At 38.1% G+C, this 14,662-nt stretch carries 15 protein-coding genes; 7 read left to right on the forward strand and 8 right to left on the reverse strand.

All coding sequences use genetic code 11. From position 1 onward, the window contains the following. The first annotated feature begins 314 nt into the window (after positions 1–314). Positions 315–2,285, forward strand: coding sequence for a PKD domain-containing protein (locus ACT5E3_RS22040; RefSeq protein WP_444995716.1), 1,971 nt, complete (start codon positions 315–317; stop codon positions 2,283–2,285). A gap of 110 nt (positions 2,286–2,395) precedes the next feature. Here the strand turns inward: ACT5E3_RS22040 and ACT5E3_RS22045 are convergent, their stop codons facing one another. Both ACT5E3_RS22045 and ACT5E3_RS22050 read right to left on the reverse strand, forming a co-directional pair. Then, the gene (locus ACT5E3_RS22045; protein WP_444995717.1) at positions 2,396–2,866 is read right to left on the reverse strand and encodes a nuclear transport factor 2 family protein; all 471 of its coding nucleotides are present in this window, start codon (positions 2,864–2,866) and stop codon (positions 2,396–2,398) included. 50 nt (positions 2,867–2,916) lie between these two features. After that, positions 2,917–3,561 carry a DUF6058 family natural product biosynthesis protein gene (locus tag ACT5E3_RS22050; RefSeq protein WP_444995718.1) on the reverse strand — a complete coding sequence of 215 codons (645 nt, stop codon included), beginning with the start codon at positions 3,559–3,561 and terminating at the stop codon, positions 2,917–2,919. 139 nt (positions 3,562–3,700) lie between these two features. On the opposite strand from ACT5E3_RS22050, the gene ACT5E3_RS22055 reads away from it, so the two are divergent. Then, positions 3,701–4,489 (forward strand): formate/nitrite transporter family protein, encoded by a 789-nt coding sequence (locus ACT5E3_RS22055; protein ID WP_444995719.1) that lies wholly within the window; start codon positions 3,701–3,703, stop codon positions 4,487–4,489. A 68-nt stretch (positions 4,490–4,557) separates the two neighbouring features. Here ACT5E3_RS22055 and ACT5E3_RS22060 read toward each other — a convergent pair whose 3' ends face one another. From ACT5E3_RS22060 to folP, 6 genes are all read right to left on the reverse strand, one after another. Then, entirely contained in the window at positions 4,558–5,427 is an 870-nt protein-coding gene (locus ACT5E3_RS22060) for a hypothetical protein (protein ID WP_444995720.1), read from the reverse strand. A 2-nt stretch (positions 5,428–5,429) separates the two neighbouring features. Continuing rightward, positions 5,430–6,593 carry a hypothetical protein gene (locus ACT5E3_RS22065; RefSeq protein ID WP_444995721.1) on the reverse strand — a complete coding sequence of 388 codons (1,164 nt, stop codon included), beginning with the start codon at positions 6,591–6,593 and terminating at the stop codon, positions 5,430–5,432. A 49-nt stretch (positions 6,594–6,642) separates the two neighbouring features. Next, on the reverse strand, positions 6,643–7,722 hold the full coding sequence (locus ACT5E3_RS22070; protein ID WP_444995722.1) for a beta-ketoacyl synthase N-terminal-like domain-containing protein: 1,080 nt from the start codon (positions 7,720–7,722) through the stop codon (positions 6,643–6,645). A gap of 363 nt (positions 7,723–8,085) precedes the next feature. Beyond that, a complete protein-coding gene (locus ACT5E3_RS22075) occupies positions 8,086–8,499 on the reverse strand; it encodes a CBS domain-containing protein (protein WP_444995723.1) in 414 nt (137 codons plus the stop codon). Positions 8,500–8,554: 55 nt separating this feature from the next. Further along, complete coding sequence (gene glmM, locus ACT5E3_RS22080) at positions 8,555–9,892, reverse strand: phosphoglucosamine mutase (protein WP_444995724.1); 1,338 nt, start codon at positions 9,890–9,892, stop codon at positions 8,555–8,557. Beyond that, on the reverse strand, positions 9,885–10,673 hold the full coding sequence (folP, locus tag ACT5E3_RS22085; protein WP_444995725.1) for a dihydropteroate synthase: 789 nt from the start codon (positions 10,671–10,673) through the stop codon (positions 9,885–9,887). The genes glmM and folP overlap by 8 nt, the downstream gene beginning before the upstream one ends. A gap of 255 nt (positions 10,674–10,928) precedes the next feature. Here folP and ubiE point away from each other — a divergent pair, with 255 nt between their 5' ends. The 5 genes from ubiE to tatA are packed head-to-tail and all read left to right on the forward strand — an operon-like array spanning position 10,929 to position 14,658. Further along, entirely contained in the window at positions 10,929–11,693 is a 765-nt protein-coding gene (gene ubiE / locus ACT5E3_RS22090) for a bifunctional demethylmenaquinone methyltransferase/2-methoxy-6-polyprenyl-1,4-benzoquinol methylase UbiE (protein WP_444995726.1), read from the forward strand. Between the two features lie 50 nt (positions 11,694–11,743). Then, entirely contained in the window at positions 11,744–12,355 is a 612-nt protein-coding gene (locus ACT5E3_RS22095; RefSeq protein WP_444995727.1) for a ubiquinone biosynthesis accessory factor UbiJ, read from the forward strand. After that, positions 12,348–13,985: a ubiquinone biosynthesis regulatory protein kinase UbiB gene (gene ubiB / locus ACT5E3_RS22100; RefSeq protein ID WP_444995728.1), complete on the forward strand. Its 1,638-nt coding sequence runs from the start codon at positions 12,348–12,350 to the stop codon at positions 13,983–13,985. The genes ACT5E3_RS22095 and ubiB overlap by 8 nt, the downstream gene beginning before the upstream one ends. Before the next feature lie 56 nt (positions 13,986–14,041). After that, complete coding sequence (locus tag ACT5E3_RS22105; RefSeq protein WP_444995729.1) at positions 14,042–14,377, forward strand: histidine triad nucleotide-binding protein; 336 nt, start codon at positions 14,042–14,044, stop codon at positions 14,375–14,377. A gap of 53 nt (positions 14,378–14,430) precedes the next feature. After that, on the forward strand, positions 14,431–14,658 hold the full coding sequence (gene tatA / locus ACT5E3_RS22110) for a twin-arginine translocase TatA/TatE family subunit (protein WP_444995730.1): 228 nt from the start codon (positions 14,431–14,433) through the stop codon (positions 14,656–14,658). Positions 14,659–14,662: the final 4 nt, after the last annotated feature.

The raw sequence follows: 14,662 nt of genomic DNA on the forward strand, positions 1-14,662 counted from the left end.
TAGTTAAGGCAAAGGCTTTTATTAGCCTTGCCTTTTATAACCCCAAACCACTGACTCAACAGTCAGCAATTTAATTAAGAAGAGTCAGTATTGATATTGATATTGATATTCACCTTCTCACCTTTCCTACCCATTTATTGTTTGAACTTTAATTTTATAATCAATCCATTGACTAACTTCACACTCTGAGCAATCCAATTTGACAATTCTGTCAGGTTTATGCACATAATGACAGCGCTGTCAAATTTATTGGTAAATATTTATAAAAAGATCAAAACAAAAACTTAAGCAGACTAATCATCAAGGAAAATCTTATGAAAACAATTCGCAAGCTACTCTCAACTTTTATTCTTCTTCTTTTTGCCCAAAATAGTAATAGTATGGCTGTCGACTGCACCGCTTTTGACACTTGGCTTAGCAGTGCAACTTATCTTAGTGGTGATAAAGTTAAATACAACAATAAAGGCTATGAAGCAGCCTATTGGACCAGAAATAACAACCCAGAAGCTCACTCTGGCCCTTGGCAAGAATGGAAACCTTTAGGTAGCTGCGGCGGAACTAACGAAAATCAACCGCCAGTAGCTAACGCCAATGGCCCTTATAGTGGCCTAATTAATACACAAATATCGTTCAGCAGTGCTGGTTCTAACGATCCTGACGGCACTATTGATACTTATGAATGGCAACTTGGAGATGGTAATACTAGCTTAACCGCTAACCCAACTCATATTTATACCGCTACTGGTACCTATACAATAACCTTAACAGTCACCGATAACCTTGGTAAAACTCATTCAACCAGCACCACCGCAGTTATTACTGATGACTCAACTCCGGGTAACTGCACTGAACCACAATATGTAGCGGGCACACGTTATCAGGTTGGTGACTTGGTACAAAACATCAAAAAGAAATTTCAGTGTAATATTGCAGGCTGGTGTTCTTCGGCAGCTGCTTGGGCTTATGAACCAGGAGTAGGTACTCACTGGCAGTCGGCTTGGAGTGAGGTAGGAAGCTGTGATACAGATACAGGAAAACCAACTGCATCAATTAACGGTCCTTACCGTGGTTTAATGAATGAAGCGATAACATTCAGCAGCGCGGGCTCAACTGACAGCAACGGCACAATCACAGCTTATAATTGGGATTTTGGCGATGGCAGCACTAGTAGCCAAACGAACCCTTCTCATACCTATAGTAAAGTGGGAACTTACACTGTTAGCCTGACAGTAACAGATAATGACGGGGAAACTGATCAAGTATCAACAACTGCAATCATTAGTGATAACGACCCGGGCAATGATCCTTTACCCAAACGCGTATTAGTCGGCTACTGGCACAATTTCGATAATGGCTCTGGCGTTATCAAAATAAAAGATGTAATTGCCGACTGGGATATCATTAATGTTTCTTTTGCAGAAAATAAACCAGCAGGAGCAGAAGGAGAAGTCGCTTTCGCCCCATTTAATGAATCTGATGCAGATTTTATTGCTGGTGTAAGGGCCCAACAAGCCAAAGGTAAAAAAGTACTTATCTCTTTAGGCGGCGCTAATGCTCACCTTCAATTAAAAACAACAACTGCCCGTGATAATTATGTTCGCACGATGGGCGATATTATTGCCCGTTATGGCTTTGATGGAATAGACATTGACCTTGAAGGCGGTTCACTAAGTATGGATGCAGGCGATACCATTGCTAACCCTAAAACGCCCGCTATCATTAACTTGATTGATGCGACCCGTAAGCTAAAGGCTCGCTTTGGCGCGCAATTTGTACTCACTATGGCACCAGAAACGGCTTATGTGCAAGGTGGTTTGCAAAACTTTGGCGGCATTTGGGGAGCCTATTTACCATTGATTCATGCATTGCGTGATGATCTAACGGTATTGCATGTACAGCATTACAATACGGGGTCTCTTTTTGGCACTGACGGTAATATTTATGAGCCAGGTACTTCAGACTTTCATGTTGCAATGTCTGATATGCTAATCACTGGATTTGACGCTGCTGGCAATCCAAACAATCGATTTATTGGGCTCCGCCAAGATCAAGTGGCTTTTGGGTTACCTTCGGGCACTCGCTCAGCCAGCAGTGGTTACACAACACCCGCAGAAGTACATAAAGCTTTAGACTGCCTGATTAAACTCAGTCAGTGCGGAAGTTATCGACCTAATCGAGCCTATACAAACTTTAGAGGAATAATGACCTGGTCTATTAATTGGGACGCTTTTAGAGGCTATGAGTTTTCTAAACCTCATCGAGCTTATTTGAATCAAAATCCATAATCAGAGACCACACAGTAAACAATAGGAGAGCCTTATTGGCTCTCCTTATTTCACGACATGAGTTTCTATTTAATAAATCAAATAAGTCCTATAAATGTTAAATTCATAGATTAATTTAGCTTTGTTTTAGCATCTTGAAATGCAGCTCTTTTCCACTGTTCATTTTCTTTTACCCATAAATGAGTAAATCGAATATCCACCATAAACGCTTTATTTTTATCAATGCCTTTGGCTATATTTCTTCCTGTCACGACTGCTGAACCACCATATAACACAATTTGCAAATCTTCTGTTTGATAAGATGTATACTTTAGTTCTCCACTGGTAGTTGCTTGCTGACGCCCTGCAATCCATTTAAGCCATTGCGTTTTACCAAATGCCTTACTACCTGAATTAGTATGTCTATATTTTTCTGTTAATAATGCATCTAAAGTTTTTACGTCAGCATTAACAAATGCCTGTCCAAATAATTCAATTGTTTGGCGAAGTTTCTGTTCTTCATTATCCGATTGTGCTCTTAGAGCAAACACATTGCACAATAAAGCCATTAAAGTTATTTTGATTATCAGTTGAAATTTCATTGTAGTTTCACCTTCTTATTACGAGTGATAAGCAAACATTTGTTATTGTATTAGTCATAATTTGAGGTTAACCGATATTGACGACGGACTTCATTAATTAATCGATGTCTTGAGCTTTTTAAGCGTTCGTGTGGGGCAAACATTGAGCTAGAAACATCTAACAAGTTAACCGCTTTCATTAGTTTCTCTCGGTTCTGCTCTGTTAAATTATCTAAACCAGATAATTCGTTAATTTCTAATATAGCGAGTTCTTTTGCAGCAATATCTTCAGGTAAACCCGATTGAGTACATAAGCCATAAATTCCATCTAAAAAGTGTTTCCATTCTTCTTCAATATGCAGGTCGATATGCTCGTTCACTTTTGGCTCATCGGATATGTGCCCTTCTTCTTTTAATCGGTTGATGGTGTTGATATAACGTTGTGAAAAGGTCGAATAGATACTTTCTCGCGTTTTTAATGATTGAATTATACCGAGCCAAGACGCATAACCTTTCGCATAATACTCTATTTGCTGTTTCTCCTCATAAACGCCGAAAAAAGAATCACTACTAATGGCTAAGTTTAGTTTATAAGAGCAACGAGGCATGACACCTTGTTGTTGATATTTTGCAAAGTCTGCCGCTTTAACTTGAGTAATATCAAGCAATTCTTGCTTTGTATAAAAATTGCTATTTAAATACTTAATCAACTCCATTATTTCACTCCGTTATTTTAGTAAGACTAATCTATCATTTATCTGTTATTAAATAAATCGTACTCTATTGACTTACTTCATAATAATTTTCAAATAATACTTTACGATCAAAGAATCCAGGTTCCTAGCGAGACAAATAATGGAAGATGCATATAAACCGAAACAAATCGCTCAATTAATTGAAGCTGTTGGTGTGGCAAAAGCGAACATGCCCTTTTTACAATTAAGTACACTTGGCATTTTAGCGGGTGCTTTTATTGGATTTGGTTCCATGTTTTATACCATGACTATTACTGGTAGCACTTTGGGACTAGGTCCAACCAAATTATTGGGTGGTATTGTTTTTAGCTTAGGATTAATTTTAATTGTTATTGCAGGAGCAGAGCTATTTACAGGCAATAATATGATCATTATCGCCTGGGCCGATAAAAAAATCACAGGGAAACAATTATTCAGAAACTGGCTTATTGTTTACTTTGCTAACTTTATTGGTGCACTTGCTACAGCATGGTTTGTCCATTTGTCAGGCATATTGTCTACTGGTGATGGCGCTGTAGCCAAGACCCTTATAGACATAGCAACTAATAAAATGGCACTAACACCACTAGAAAGTTTTATCCGTGGCATGCTGTGCAACGCTTTAGTTTGTTTGGCGGTATGGTTATGTTTTGCCGCTCATACTGTCACAGGAAAAATGTTTGCCATTATTTTCCCAATATCAGCATTTGTTGCTTTAGGTTTTGAACATTCAATAGCCAATATGTATTTTATCCCTTTAGCTATTTTTAGTGGCACAGTTGAAATTTCAATGATTGAGTTTTTAACAAACTTATTGATTGTCACTTTAGGTAATATCATTGGTGGTAGTCTGCTGGTAGCGATGACTTACTGGGTTTGTTATTTGAAGTCAGAAAAAAAAACAGATTAAGCAACAAAGTGGATCGCGACTTCACTTATCGCTTGAGATAATATTTCTGGCTACCCACAGGATTAAAACTATGGTTTCACAGTAACCTCAACGTTTAAAACATTCGAATAGAGTGTATTAGTATCCATAAAACGAACAGGAATGACATGTTTACCAGGAGTTAATGCTTTCAGTTCTATTTCTTGCTGTTTGTATTCTATTAACTCAAATAAATTTTTAATATTCTCAATATCAATATCCGTATCCATTTGATTTTGAGATAAATAGATCTTAAAGGTATTGCCGACTGAAATTTTTTGACTTGATAGTGAACAGGTTAATGCTACCGGCTTATAACCATGTGAGCGAATAGATTCATTCTTAATTATTTTGATCATTTCAGATACCACAGGTCTGACATCAATTTCATGAATACTGTTAGCGACAATAATTATATTAGAGTACAGACTATAAGCAGACTGCTCTCCTGTAGAAGAGTGAATTCCATGACCAAAATAATAATCGCCTGGTCCATCAGGAGCGTATTGGTAAGGTATATCAAGCATCGATGTGGAAGCCATCATTTCCAACATGAAATCAAAAATTGTTTGTATTGATTGTTGAGTTAAAATATGCATCATTACAGTTATCTGATGCTCTCCTTTTTCAAATACTACCTCAATTCCAGCATGATGCTCTTTAAATATACTCGGCGGATTCTTTGCTATGCGGCGCCAAACTTCATTATTAACACTTAAAGTATTTATATTATTTTGCCAGTTAGCAAATATTGGTGATTGAGTTTTTAAGCTCTGAGTTAATACGGCATAATCAATTTTTGATTTAAAGCGGTTTAGCGTCTCTTGATTATAAAATGGTTTCATAGTTTGTGAGTTTCCGGTTATGGCAAAACAAAAAATAAATAAAGCTAATGTACGTTGTAATATAGACACTGGCATAATCAAGTAACCTTTTTCACACTTAAGCCCATTGCACTGATATCAGACATATCGCTGACAGTGCCAGGATTAAAACCAGAATATAAACTGTATAAACTAGTAGATGAATCAATAGCACTTGCTACATAGCCAGCTTTATCCACACTACCAACCACAGGGCCTGCACACGCATCATATATTTTGCTGCTATATTCACAAAACATATGATTACCAAATGGCATTCGGTCAGGGTCATCGGTAGAAACTAATAAATAATCTTCCGGCTTTGCACTAGGAGAGGCACTACCACTACTGAGTGCGCTTGTATATTTTCTTTGCGGAAAAGGATTATTGCAGCGACCGAAACCAACCAGATTAATAGTTGCCAGGAAGCCAAACGGATTAAGATAAATACCAGCAACAGTCAAGCCTAAAGCGCCTGAAAAAACAATTACAGCATAGGTTTGATCGTAACAATTAACAGCTTTAAACACTGGGCTAATATAACTGCTTAGCATGAAAGAACCTGAAGCGCCACCAAAACCGGGTGCGCCTTGAGTTATTTCATATTGATGGTAAGGAATACCAAAACAAAACTGTGTCACTTTTTCTGCGGCTTCATTTTTTTTGTTTATATAAGTTACTTTTCCCTTATTAAAAAGATGACGTAACGCTTCAGTCCATACTCCTACCGTACTAAAGTAATCTTGTTTACAGGGATCATCAAACACAAAAAATAACTCAATAAATGTCGTGCCAATTAATACACAGGAATCAGGTAGTACAACTCCCCAGCTAACCTGTCCTTTATGCCAGGCAAGTGAATCCGGTGGCGTTTTTAATTTGACGATAACCTTATGTTCTCCACTGGATAATGGTAACTCTCCCAAAAATTCAAGACTAGCACCAACCCCGGTAAGCGCTCCATTCCCACTGTAGCCTTTACTTTCCACTTTGATTGTTATTTCAACTTGTTGAGCAGCCTTACTACCAAACGCATAAACTCCAGGCTTTTGCGAATATTTACCTTGGTAAAGAGAGGTTGGCCAATGATTTCCTGTGATTTGCTTTTTATTATGCGCAGCTTTAAATCCATCAGTAAATTTCAGGGAAATTATTACACCTTTAAACTCTTTATCCGATATTGGGATTGTTGATACATTAACACTTTCGCCCACTTGAGTCATTTGAATACCTTTTACATTAAGCTTTTACCCGGTTTTATTTTTCTAGTTTTTAAACAACCTCTGTCTTCATTAAAATAGAACAGCGGTGACCTCGATCTGAAGAGCAATAAATCAAGTTAGTTTCATCTTGCCGTTTATTGACCAAATTAAAAGCGGATAAAATCATTAATGCGGCACCACTGGCAGCACCAATATCACCGTAACAATCGGCTGGATGTTTATGGACGTATGCTTCAGAAAAGTGCTGATGATTTCTTGTGATCGCAACACCATATTCTTTAGCCCAATAATTCTCACCATTCATTGAGGAATATATTGCATTAACTTTTATTGTCGGATTTTGTAAAAACAATTGGTTAAAACAATCAGCAAGTCCGTCTCCTTGATAAGAGTGTTCACTCAACAAATGACCTTCTTCATAACCGATGGCCGGCTTTAAAAAATACACATGCCTGCCATGAAAATTCATTGCATATTTTTTTTGTCGAGTAAGCAACAGGTATCCGGCACCGTCACCCGGCGTAAAACCATTTGCAACATTTTCCCCATTTAAGCGCCCTGCATTATCCAAAAGATTAAGTACCATTGGATCATCAAAACTATCAGAACCACCAACAAGTGCAAAGTCAGCATTGGTATCTTCGAAATATTGAAAGGTGTGCTCAATAGCATTTAGCACACCACTTCTACCCGATAATAATGAGCCACTTGTATTAAGCTCAATAAACTCACTAATCCGAGTTTGCTCAATAACATAATCTATTAATAACTCATTAAACTCTTCATCAGATTGTAATATAAACTCAGGGCAAGCTTGAAAAATAGGCATGTTTTTTTCTATTGTCCACTCACCTTGACTAAACAACTCTTTTAAAGCCAGCTCTGCAGCCAAAATAATACGGCTGTAACGCATACTAGTTTGAAAGTAAGCGGGTAAATTGACAGTCAGTTCGGGCAATGCTTTTTCTGGAATTAATGCCAAACTAACTGGATTAAAGTTTTTTAAGCGGTAATCAGATAAAGCATATCGATTGATACCCGCTCTAAATGAAGCTTGATTCATTTTTGCATTAGCGCCAATCGATGTGATAAGACCAAAGCTGGCAATATAGCATTGACTAACTTTCATTTATCTTGTTATCCAATTTAGATAGGTTTTATATTTTAAGACTTTTGCTATAATATTTATTTAGTTATAAGGTAATTCTTATACGTATCAATTACCACCTCCCTTTATTCCTTAGACAGATAAAATAAGCTTTATATAGTGAAACAAGTCAAACAAATAAAGATTATAGACTTGGTGACTTTGATATATTTTAATGAGACCACAGAAATCTTTTGAAAAGGTTATCTAAGAGAGAAGCACTGTATAAAACAGTTTGAGCTTTTAATTGACTTTAAGGATTCAAGATAGGCTTATTAATTTGGTATAGCAAAACCTTTACACCTACACAAATATTTTTTGTGTAGGTTGTGTTAAGTCAATGTATTATCTATGCGGATGAGTTTGGCTCATACTGCAAAACGCATTCAAAACACTCTGACGAGAAATCATCCCAACTAAAACATCTTTTTCAATCACAGGATACATCCGGACGCCATCTTTTAAAAAACGCTCAGCGACATCAGTAATATTCTCAGAAGGATGTACTGTCTTAAGTTCTTTCGACATTCGATCTTTGACTAGATCGCCATAGTCCTGATTATAAACAGCGCTTAGCACGGTATGAAGGCAATCTTTTTCAGATAAAAAGCCAACGAGTCGGTTGTGATCATCTAATACAGGAGCACCAGACAACCGATATTCCAACAGTGTTTGCGCCGCTTCAACAATATCTACTTCAGGTTTCAATTTAATCATTGCAGAAGTCATGTAATCTTTAACAGTCACTGAATTTAGCATGCAAACTCCTTATTTCATTGTTATTTTAATTGGGTAACTTTTCGTTCTATTTTAATTATAGTGTATCCCTCACCACATCAGCCAACTGATTTGCTAACTTTGAAACCTGTTCAGCGTCAGTGCCTTCAACCATTACTCGAATTAAAGGTTCTGTACCCGAGGCTCTTAATAATACTCTCCCCGTATCAGCCAGCTCTTCCTCCACCTCTTTTACCGCATTTGCAATCACCTCATTTTGCATTGGATCACACTTTTCTGTAATTTTTACATTAACCATCGTTTGCGGCGCTTTTGTCATCCCTTGCTTCAGTTCAGCAAGCGTTTTTTCTTCTGTTACCATTGCAGCCAGAACCTGAAGGGCTGAGATAATACCATCTCCAGTGGTGTTTTTTTCTAAACAAACCAGATGACCTGACGACTCACCACCAAACTTCCAACCATTTTCTTGTAGCAACTCCATCACATATCGATCACCCACATTGGCTCGTAAAAAAGGAATATCATCAGCTTCAAAGGCTTTAGCCAAACCAAAGTTAGACATTAATGTACCCACTACACCACCGTCTAATACCCCTCTTTTTTGTGCATCTTTTGCAATAATATAAAGCAGTTCATCACCATCAACGACCACGCCATTATGGTCAACCATCATGAGTCTATCGGCATCTCCATCCATAGCCAATCCGAGATCAGCTTGTTCCGCCACCACAACTTTTGACAGAGCTGCAAGATCGGTCGCACCACATGCTCGATTAATATTTAACCCATCAGGATGGTTATAAATAGAAATAATATCGCCACCTAACTCTCTAAAAACTTTATTTGCTATGGAGTATGCTGCGCCATTGGCACTATCAACAACTATTTTTAGCCCATCAAGTGAAAGGCTTGTTGGTACACTGGCTTTACAGTATTCAATATATCGGCCGGCAGCAGTTTTAACAATATTGGCTTTACCTAGCTTTTCCGCAGAAACCGTTGTCATCGGTTGGTCAATCATCGCCTCAATTTCTAGCTCAACTTCATCAGGTAGCTTATAACCTTCTGGAGAGAAAAATTTGATACCATTATCTAAATAAGAGTTATGCGAAGCTGAAATAACAATACCTGCTGCCGCTCTAAAAGTTCGGGTTAAATAAGCAATCCCAGGTGTTGGCATAGGTCCTAAAATTTGCACATTCATTCCAGCAGCGATAATTCCCGACTCCAATGCTGACTCAAACATATAGCCAGAAATACGAGTATCTTTACCGATAACAATCCTGTCACGAGTACTTGACCCCAACACTTTCCCAACAGCCCAACCGAGTTTTAGAACAAACTCAGGTGTAATTGGATATTCTCCAACCTTTCCTCGAATTCCATCTGTACCAAAATATTTTCTTTTAGACATTAATGTCTCCTGGTGTCTTACTTTTTTGATTCATAGTTGCCAAAAAAACTTGCTTGATATCATAAGTTTGTTTGACATCATGCACCCTAATAATATCAGCGCCGTTTTGCATTGCGATAAGTGCTCCCGCTAAACTCGCTGAAAGCCTATCATGGACCTCTCTGCCAGTAATTTGTCCTAGCATAGATTTACGTGATAAACCAACTAAAATAGGTAGTCCTAACGCCTCAAACTTCGCTAAATGATTCAATAATTCTAGGTTATGTGGCAAGGTTTTACCGAAACCAAACCCCGGATCAATAGAAATATATTCACGTGGTATTCCCGCCCTAACACAAGCTTCAACTCTTTCTTTTAGGTATTCCATCACCTCTTTAGTCACATCGCCATATGACGGGTTATTTTGCATCGTATCAGGTAGTCCCTGCATGTGCATAAGACATACAGGTAACTGCGTTTGAGCTGCCGCCTCCAGGGCTCCAGGCAAGCTCAATGCGCGTACATCATTAATTAAATCTGCCCCGGCTTTTGCTGCAGCTAACATGACTTCGGGTTTACTCGTATCAACCGATACTAAAACATTCATCAACTTGATTTTTTTTACCAGAGGAATTACTCGTTCCAGCTCCTCTTCTAAGGCAACCGATTTGGCGCCTGGACGGGTTGATTCTCCACCAATATCAATAATATCTGCCCCATCATGAACCATTTGGGCTGCATGCTCTAGTGCAACATCCCACTGATTATATTGGGCTCCATCTGAAAATGAATCTGGGGTCACATTAAGGATCCCCATAATTTGAGGATGATTGCTTTGATATAACGAGTGTATACTTTTGGTAATCAAATGCGTTACGGTCAACTGATTAAATATTCTTATTATTATGACAAAAATAATTGCTTGAGGATAGTCACGGCAAGCAACGGCATCAGTAATCGATGGTTATTCAGATCTCGATCAACTGAATCAAGCTGACCATCACCCAATCTCTTGCTATACTTGCGCCAATTAATGTCCCTAATACTAGATTGCTTTATGTCACAACAACCAGTGAATGAACCTGAAACAACACATTTTGGCTACGAGAATGTCCCGGTAACCGATAAACAACATAAAGTTGCTGAAGTATTTCATTCTGTCGCACAAAAATACGATATCATGAACGACCTAATGTCCGGTGGTATTCATCGCTTATGGAAGCGTTTTACCATTGAAATGAGCGGCGTAAGAAAAGGCCATAAAGTCTTAGATCTTGCGGGTGGCACAGGCGACTTAGCAGCGCTATTTTCACCTAAAGTGGGTGATGAAGGGCAAATTATATTAGCAGATATCAATGAATCGATGCTAAAAGTAGGGCGTGATAGAATGATAGATCGCGGTTTATGCAATAATATTCAATTTTCGCAAGTTAATGCCGAATGCCTGCCTTTCGCTAACAACACTTTTGATTGTGTTACGATGGCATTCGGATTAAGAAATGTGACTAACAAGCAACAAGCGCTAGAGTCGATGTATCGGATTATTAAACCCGGTGGGCGTTTATTAGTTTTAGAATTTTCTAAGCCTATTTACACCTGGCTGAACAAAATCTACGATCAGTACTCCTTTCACTTACTGCCTAAATTTGGCAAATGGGTAACAGGTGACGAAGATAGCTACCGCTACTTAGCAGAATCCATTCGAATGCACCCTGATCAAGAAACACTCAAAAACATGTTTTCTGATGCAGGCTTTGAAGATTGTGAATATCACAATCTAACCGGTGGTATAGTAGCCCTACATAGGGGCTTTAAATACTAATTTAGTATTGTTCAGGCTGCTCAATAAACAGAAAGGTTTACCCACAAGCAATGCTCCCAATTAATAAAATTTCTTCAGTCATGCTAGAGCAAGCAGGTAATCGCCTATTAAGCTTAGACGCAGAGGCTAATGCCAAATTAGTAGACTTTACTGATAAGGTAATTCACATTCATATTAATGATTTACAATTGGATTATTTCATACTTTTTCCGGGCGGCTCTCTCGTGGTTAAAGAACAATCCGAACGCCCAGCAACAGCGACCATCAGCGGCAAACTCAGTGCCTTTTTAGCAGCAGCTACACAAGAAAATACAGGTGATGCTTTTTTTACCGGGGAATTACATTTTTCTGGAGAAATTAATACAGCTCGGCAATTTCAAGAGTTTATCCAATCATTACAAATTGATTGGCAAGAGCCTATTAGCCAGATATTTGGTGATTTAGCAGGACAAACAATCTCTACAGGTATTGAAAAAGCAGGCTCGTTTTGTAAAGCATTCTTAACAAATCTCAAGCAAGATGTGCCTGAGTACTTACAAGAAGAGATACAAGTAACCCCATCTGCGGCTGAGCAAGAAATATTTTTTGAGCAAATAGACTTAGTGCGCAGCCAAACCGATAGACTCAACGCACGAATTGAACGACTAAAAAATCATGACTAACTTGTTAACTTTGCACCGAGCGTTTGTTATCAACCGTGTTTTTGTCAGGCATGGCCTAGACGAATTTCTGGCCCCAACGCCTTTATCAAAATTGGTTAGGCTTTTAAAACTGCTTGCTCTCACTCGTAACCATAATAAACAACTAAACAGAGGGCAAAGACTTAACCTTGCGCTCACTGAGTTGGGCCCAATTTTTGTCAAACTGGGGCAAATGCTCTCAACCAGACGCGATTTATTACCCGACGATATCGCAAGTGAATTAGCTAAGCTTCAAGATAAAGTAAAACCATTTAGTTCAAAATTAGCGGTATCAACGGTTGAACAGGCTTTAGGTAAATCCATTGAAAACTGCTTTCTTGAATTTGATGAAGTTCCAATGGCATCAGCGTCAATAGCCCAAGTACATAAGGCCAAATTGACTTCAGGAGAAGATGTAGTCGTTAAAATCATTAGGCCAGGCATCCAAAAGAAAATTTTAGCTGATTTAAAATTACTCCACTTAGTTGCAGGCTGGTTTGAAAAGTATTCATCAACAGGCCGCAGGCTACATGCAAAAACAGTGATTAACGATTACCAAAACACTTTATTTAATGAGCTCGACCTACGTGTAGAAGCCGCCAATACCAGCCAATTAAAACATAACTTTGCTGACAACCCTATTCTCTATGTTCCAGTTGTTCATTGGGAATATTGCCACTCGAATATTATGGTTCAAGAACTCATACATGGCATTCCAATTGGTGATATTGACGCTTTAAATAATGCTGGTGTTAATATGGAGCGACTTGCTCATCGTGGCGTTGAAATCTTTTTTACGCAAGTTTTCAAGCACAGCTATTTCCACGCAGATATGCACCCCGGCAATATTTTTGTTAATCCGACACAGCCACAAAACCCCACTTATATTGCTATAGACTGCGGTATTATGGGCACACTGAACGAATCTGATAAACGCTATTTAGCACAAAACTTTGTTGCCTTTTTTAATCGAGACTACAAAAAAATTGCTGAGTTACACCTTGCTTCAGGCTGGATATCAAAGGCAGTATCGGCTGAAGAGTTTGAATCAGCAATTCGTACCGCATGTGAGCCTATTTTTGGAAAATCATTGGATGAAATCTCATTTGGCCACTTTTTAGTTCAATTATTTCAAACTGCTCGTCGATTTGAAATGGAAGTTCAACCTCAATTAGTGCTCTTACAAAAAACTTTACTTTATATAGAAGGACTTGGTCGACAACTTTATCCTAAGCTTGATCTGTGGGAAACCGCCCAACCTTTCTTAAAAGATTGGTTAAAAGATTCTTATGGTCCCTGCGCTATTTATCGTAAAGTTAAAACTAAATTTCCTGAATGGTTAGAGCAATTACCCGGTATGCCAGAAAAGGCTATGCAGTTACTCGATCAAGCCTTATTAACCAACGAACATCAAAAACAATTAACTCAAACAATAGCAAAGCTTGAAAATGCCCAAAAGAAATCCTCTTTTAAACTGAGACTAGCACTGGTTGGGTTTGCTCTACTTTTAGCTAGCTTCAGCCAAACTCCAGACTGGATGGCGTTAGAATGGGTTAAACAATTGTTGCTAGGCTTGTCATTAGTAAGTTTTGTGGTATCGTTCAAAGCATAAAAACCTTAGCAAGCCCAGATTATTATCTGAGAGCGTTATTGAATTAGGAAAACACTATGGAAGATTGTTTATTTTGTAAAATTGCGCGCAACGAAATTCCTTCGGAGCGGGTTTATGAAGATGATGACGTATTTGTTATACGTGATATTGCACCTAAAGCCGATACACATTTACTAGTGATACCTCAGAAACATATTGCAGGTTTAAATGATTTGTTACCAGATGACCAGGAATTGATGGGAAAAATCATGTTATTGTTACCCAAACTTGCTAAGGATCAGGGTTTAGATTCAGGATATAGAACCATAATTAACACTGGAAAAGGTGGCGGACAAGAGATATTCCATTTACATGTCCATTTGCTGGGCGGTGGTCCATTACCTTTTGTTTAAAAATAATTTACTTTAAATACTATTAAAGCGATTAGTCAAAGAGAGAACAAATCATGATCAGTATTCCAAGCCTTATTCTCATTTTAGTGATTGTCATTTTGCTATTTGGAACCAAAAAGCTCAAAAACATTGGTTCTGACTTAGGTGGAGCATTAAAAGGCTTTAAAAAAGCGGTCAATGAAAACGAGTCAAAGAAAGAAGAAAAGTCATCCTTAGAAGATAAAAAAAGCGCTACTATTATAGAAGGCGAAGTCATTAAAGAAAAAGATAAAACCGAGTAATTAA

It is taken from the genome of Aliikangiella litoralis (genome assembly GCF_052495765.1).

Bases quoted from the DNA above. Each gene is read 5' to 3' on its own strand.
- ACT5E3_RS22060 (WP_444995720.1), bottom strand. From the start codon at position 5,427: ATGCCAGTGTCTATATTACAACGTACATTAGCTTTATTTATTTTTTGT.
- ubiB (WP_444995728.1), top strand. From the start codon at position 12,348: ATGACTAACTTGTTAACTTTGCACCGAGCGTTTGTTATCAACCGTGTT.
- glmM (WP_444995724.1), bottom strand. From the start codon at position 9,892: ATGTCTAAAAGAAAATATTTTGGTACAGATGGAATTCGAGGAAAGGTT.
- tatA (WP_444995730.1), top strand. From the start codon at position 14,431: ATGATCAGTATTCCAAGCCTTATTCTCATTTTAGTGATTGTCATTTTG.
- ACT5E3_RS22045 (WP_444995717.1), bottom strand. From the start codon at position 2,866: ATGAAATTTCAACTGATAATCAAAATAACTTTAATGGCTTTATTGTGC.
- ACT5E3_RS22065 (WP_444995721.1), bottom strand. From the start codon at position 6,593: ATGACTCAAGTGGGCGAAAGTGTTAATGTATCAACAATCCCAATATCG.
- ACT5E3_RS22050 (WP_444995718.1), bottom strand. From the start codon at position 3,561: ATGGAGTTGATTAAGTATTTAAATAGCAATTTTTATACAAAGCAAGAA.
- ACT5E3_RS22040 (WP_444995716.1), top strand. From the start codon at position 315: ATGAAAACAATTCGCAAGCTACTCTCAACTTTTATTCTTCTTCTTTTT.
- ACT5E3_RS22095 (WP_444995727.1), top strand. From the start codon at position 11,744: ATGCTCCCAATTAATAAAATTTCTTCAGTCATGCTAGAGCAAGCAGGT.
- ACT5E3_RS22075 (WP_444995723.1), bottom strand. From the start codon at position 8,499: ATGCTAAATTCAGTGACTGTTAAAGATTACATGACTTCTGCAATGATT.
- ACT5E3_RS22055 (WP_444995719.1), top strand. From the start codon at position 3,701: ATGGAAGATGCATATAAACCGAAACAAATCGCTCAATTAATTGAAGCT.
- ACT5E3_RS22105 (WP_444995729.1), top strand. From the start codon at position 14,042: ATGGAAGATTGTTTATTTTGTAAAATTGCGCGCAACGAAATTCCTTCG.
- ubiE (WP_444995726.1), top strand. From the start codon at position 10,929: ATGTCACAACAACCAGTGAATGAACCTGAAACAACACATTTTGGCTAC.
- ACT5E3_RS22070 (WP_444995722.1), bottom strand. From the start codon at position 7,722: ATGAAAGTTAGTCAATGCTATATTGCCAGCTTTGGTCTTATCACATCG.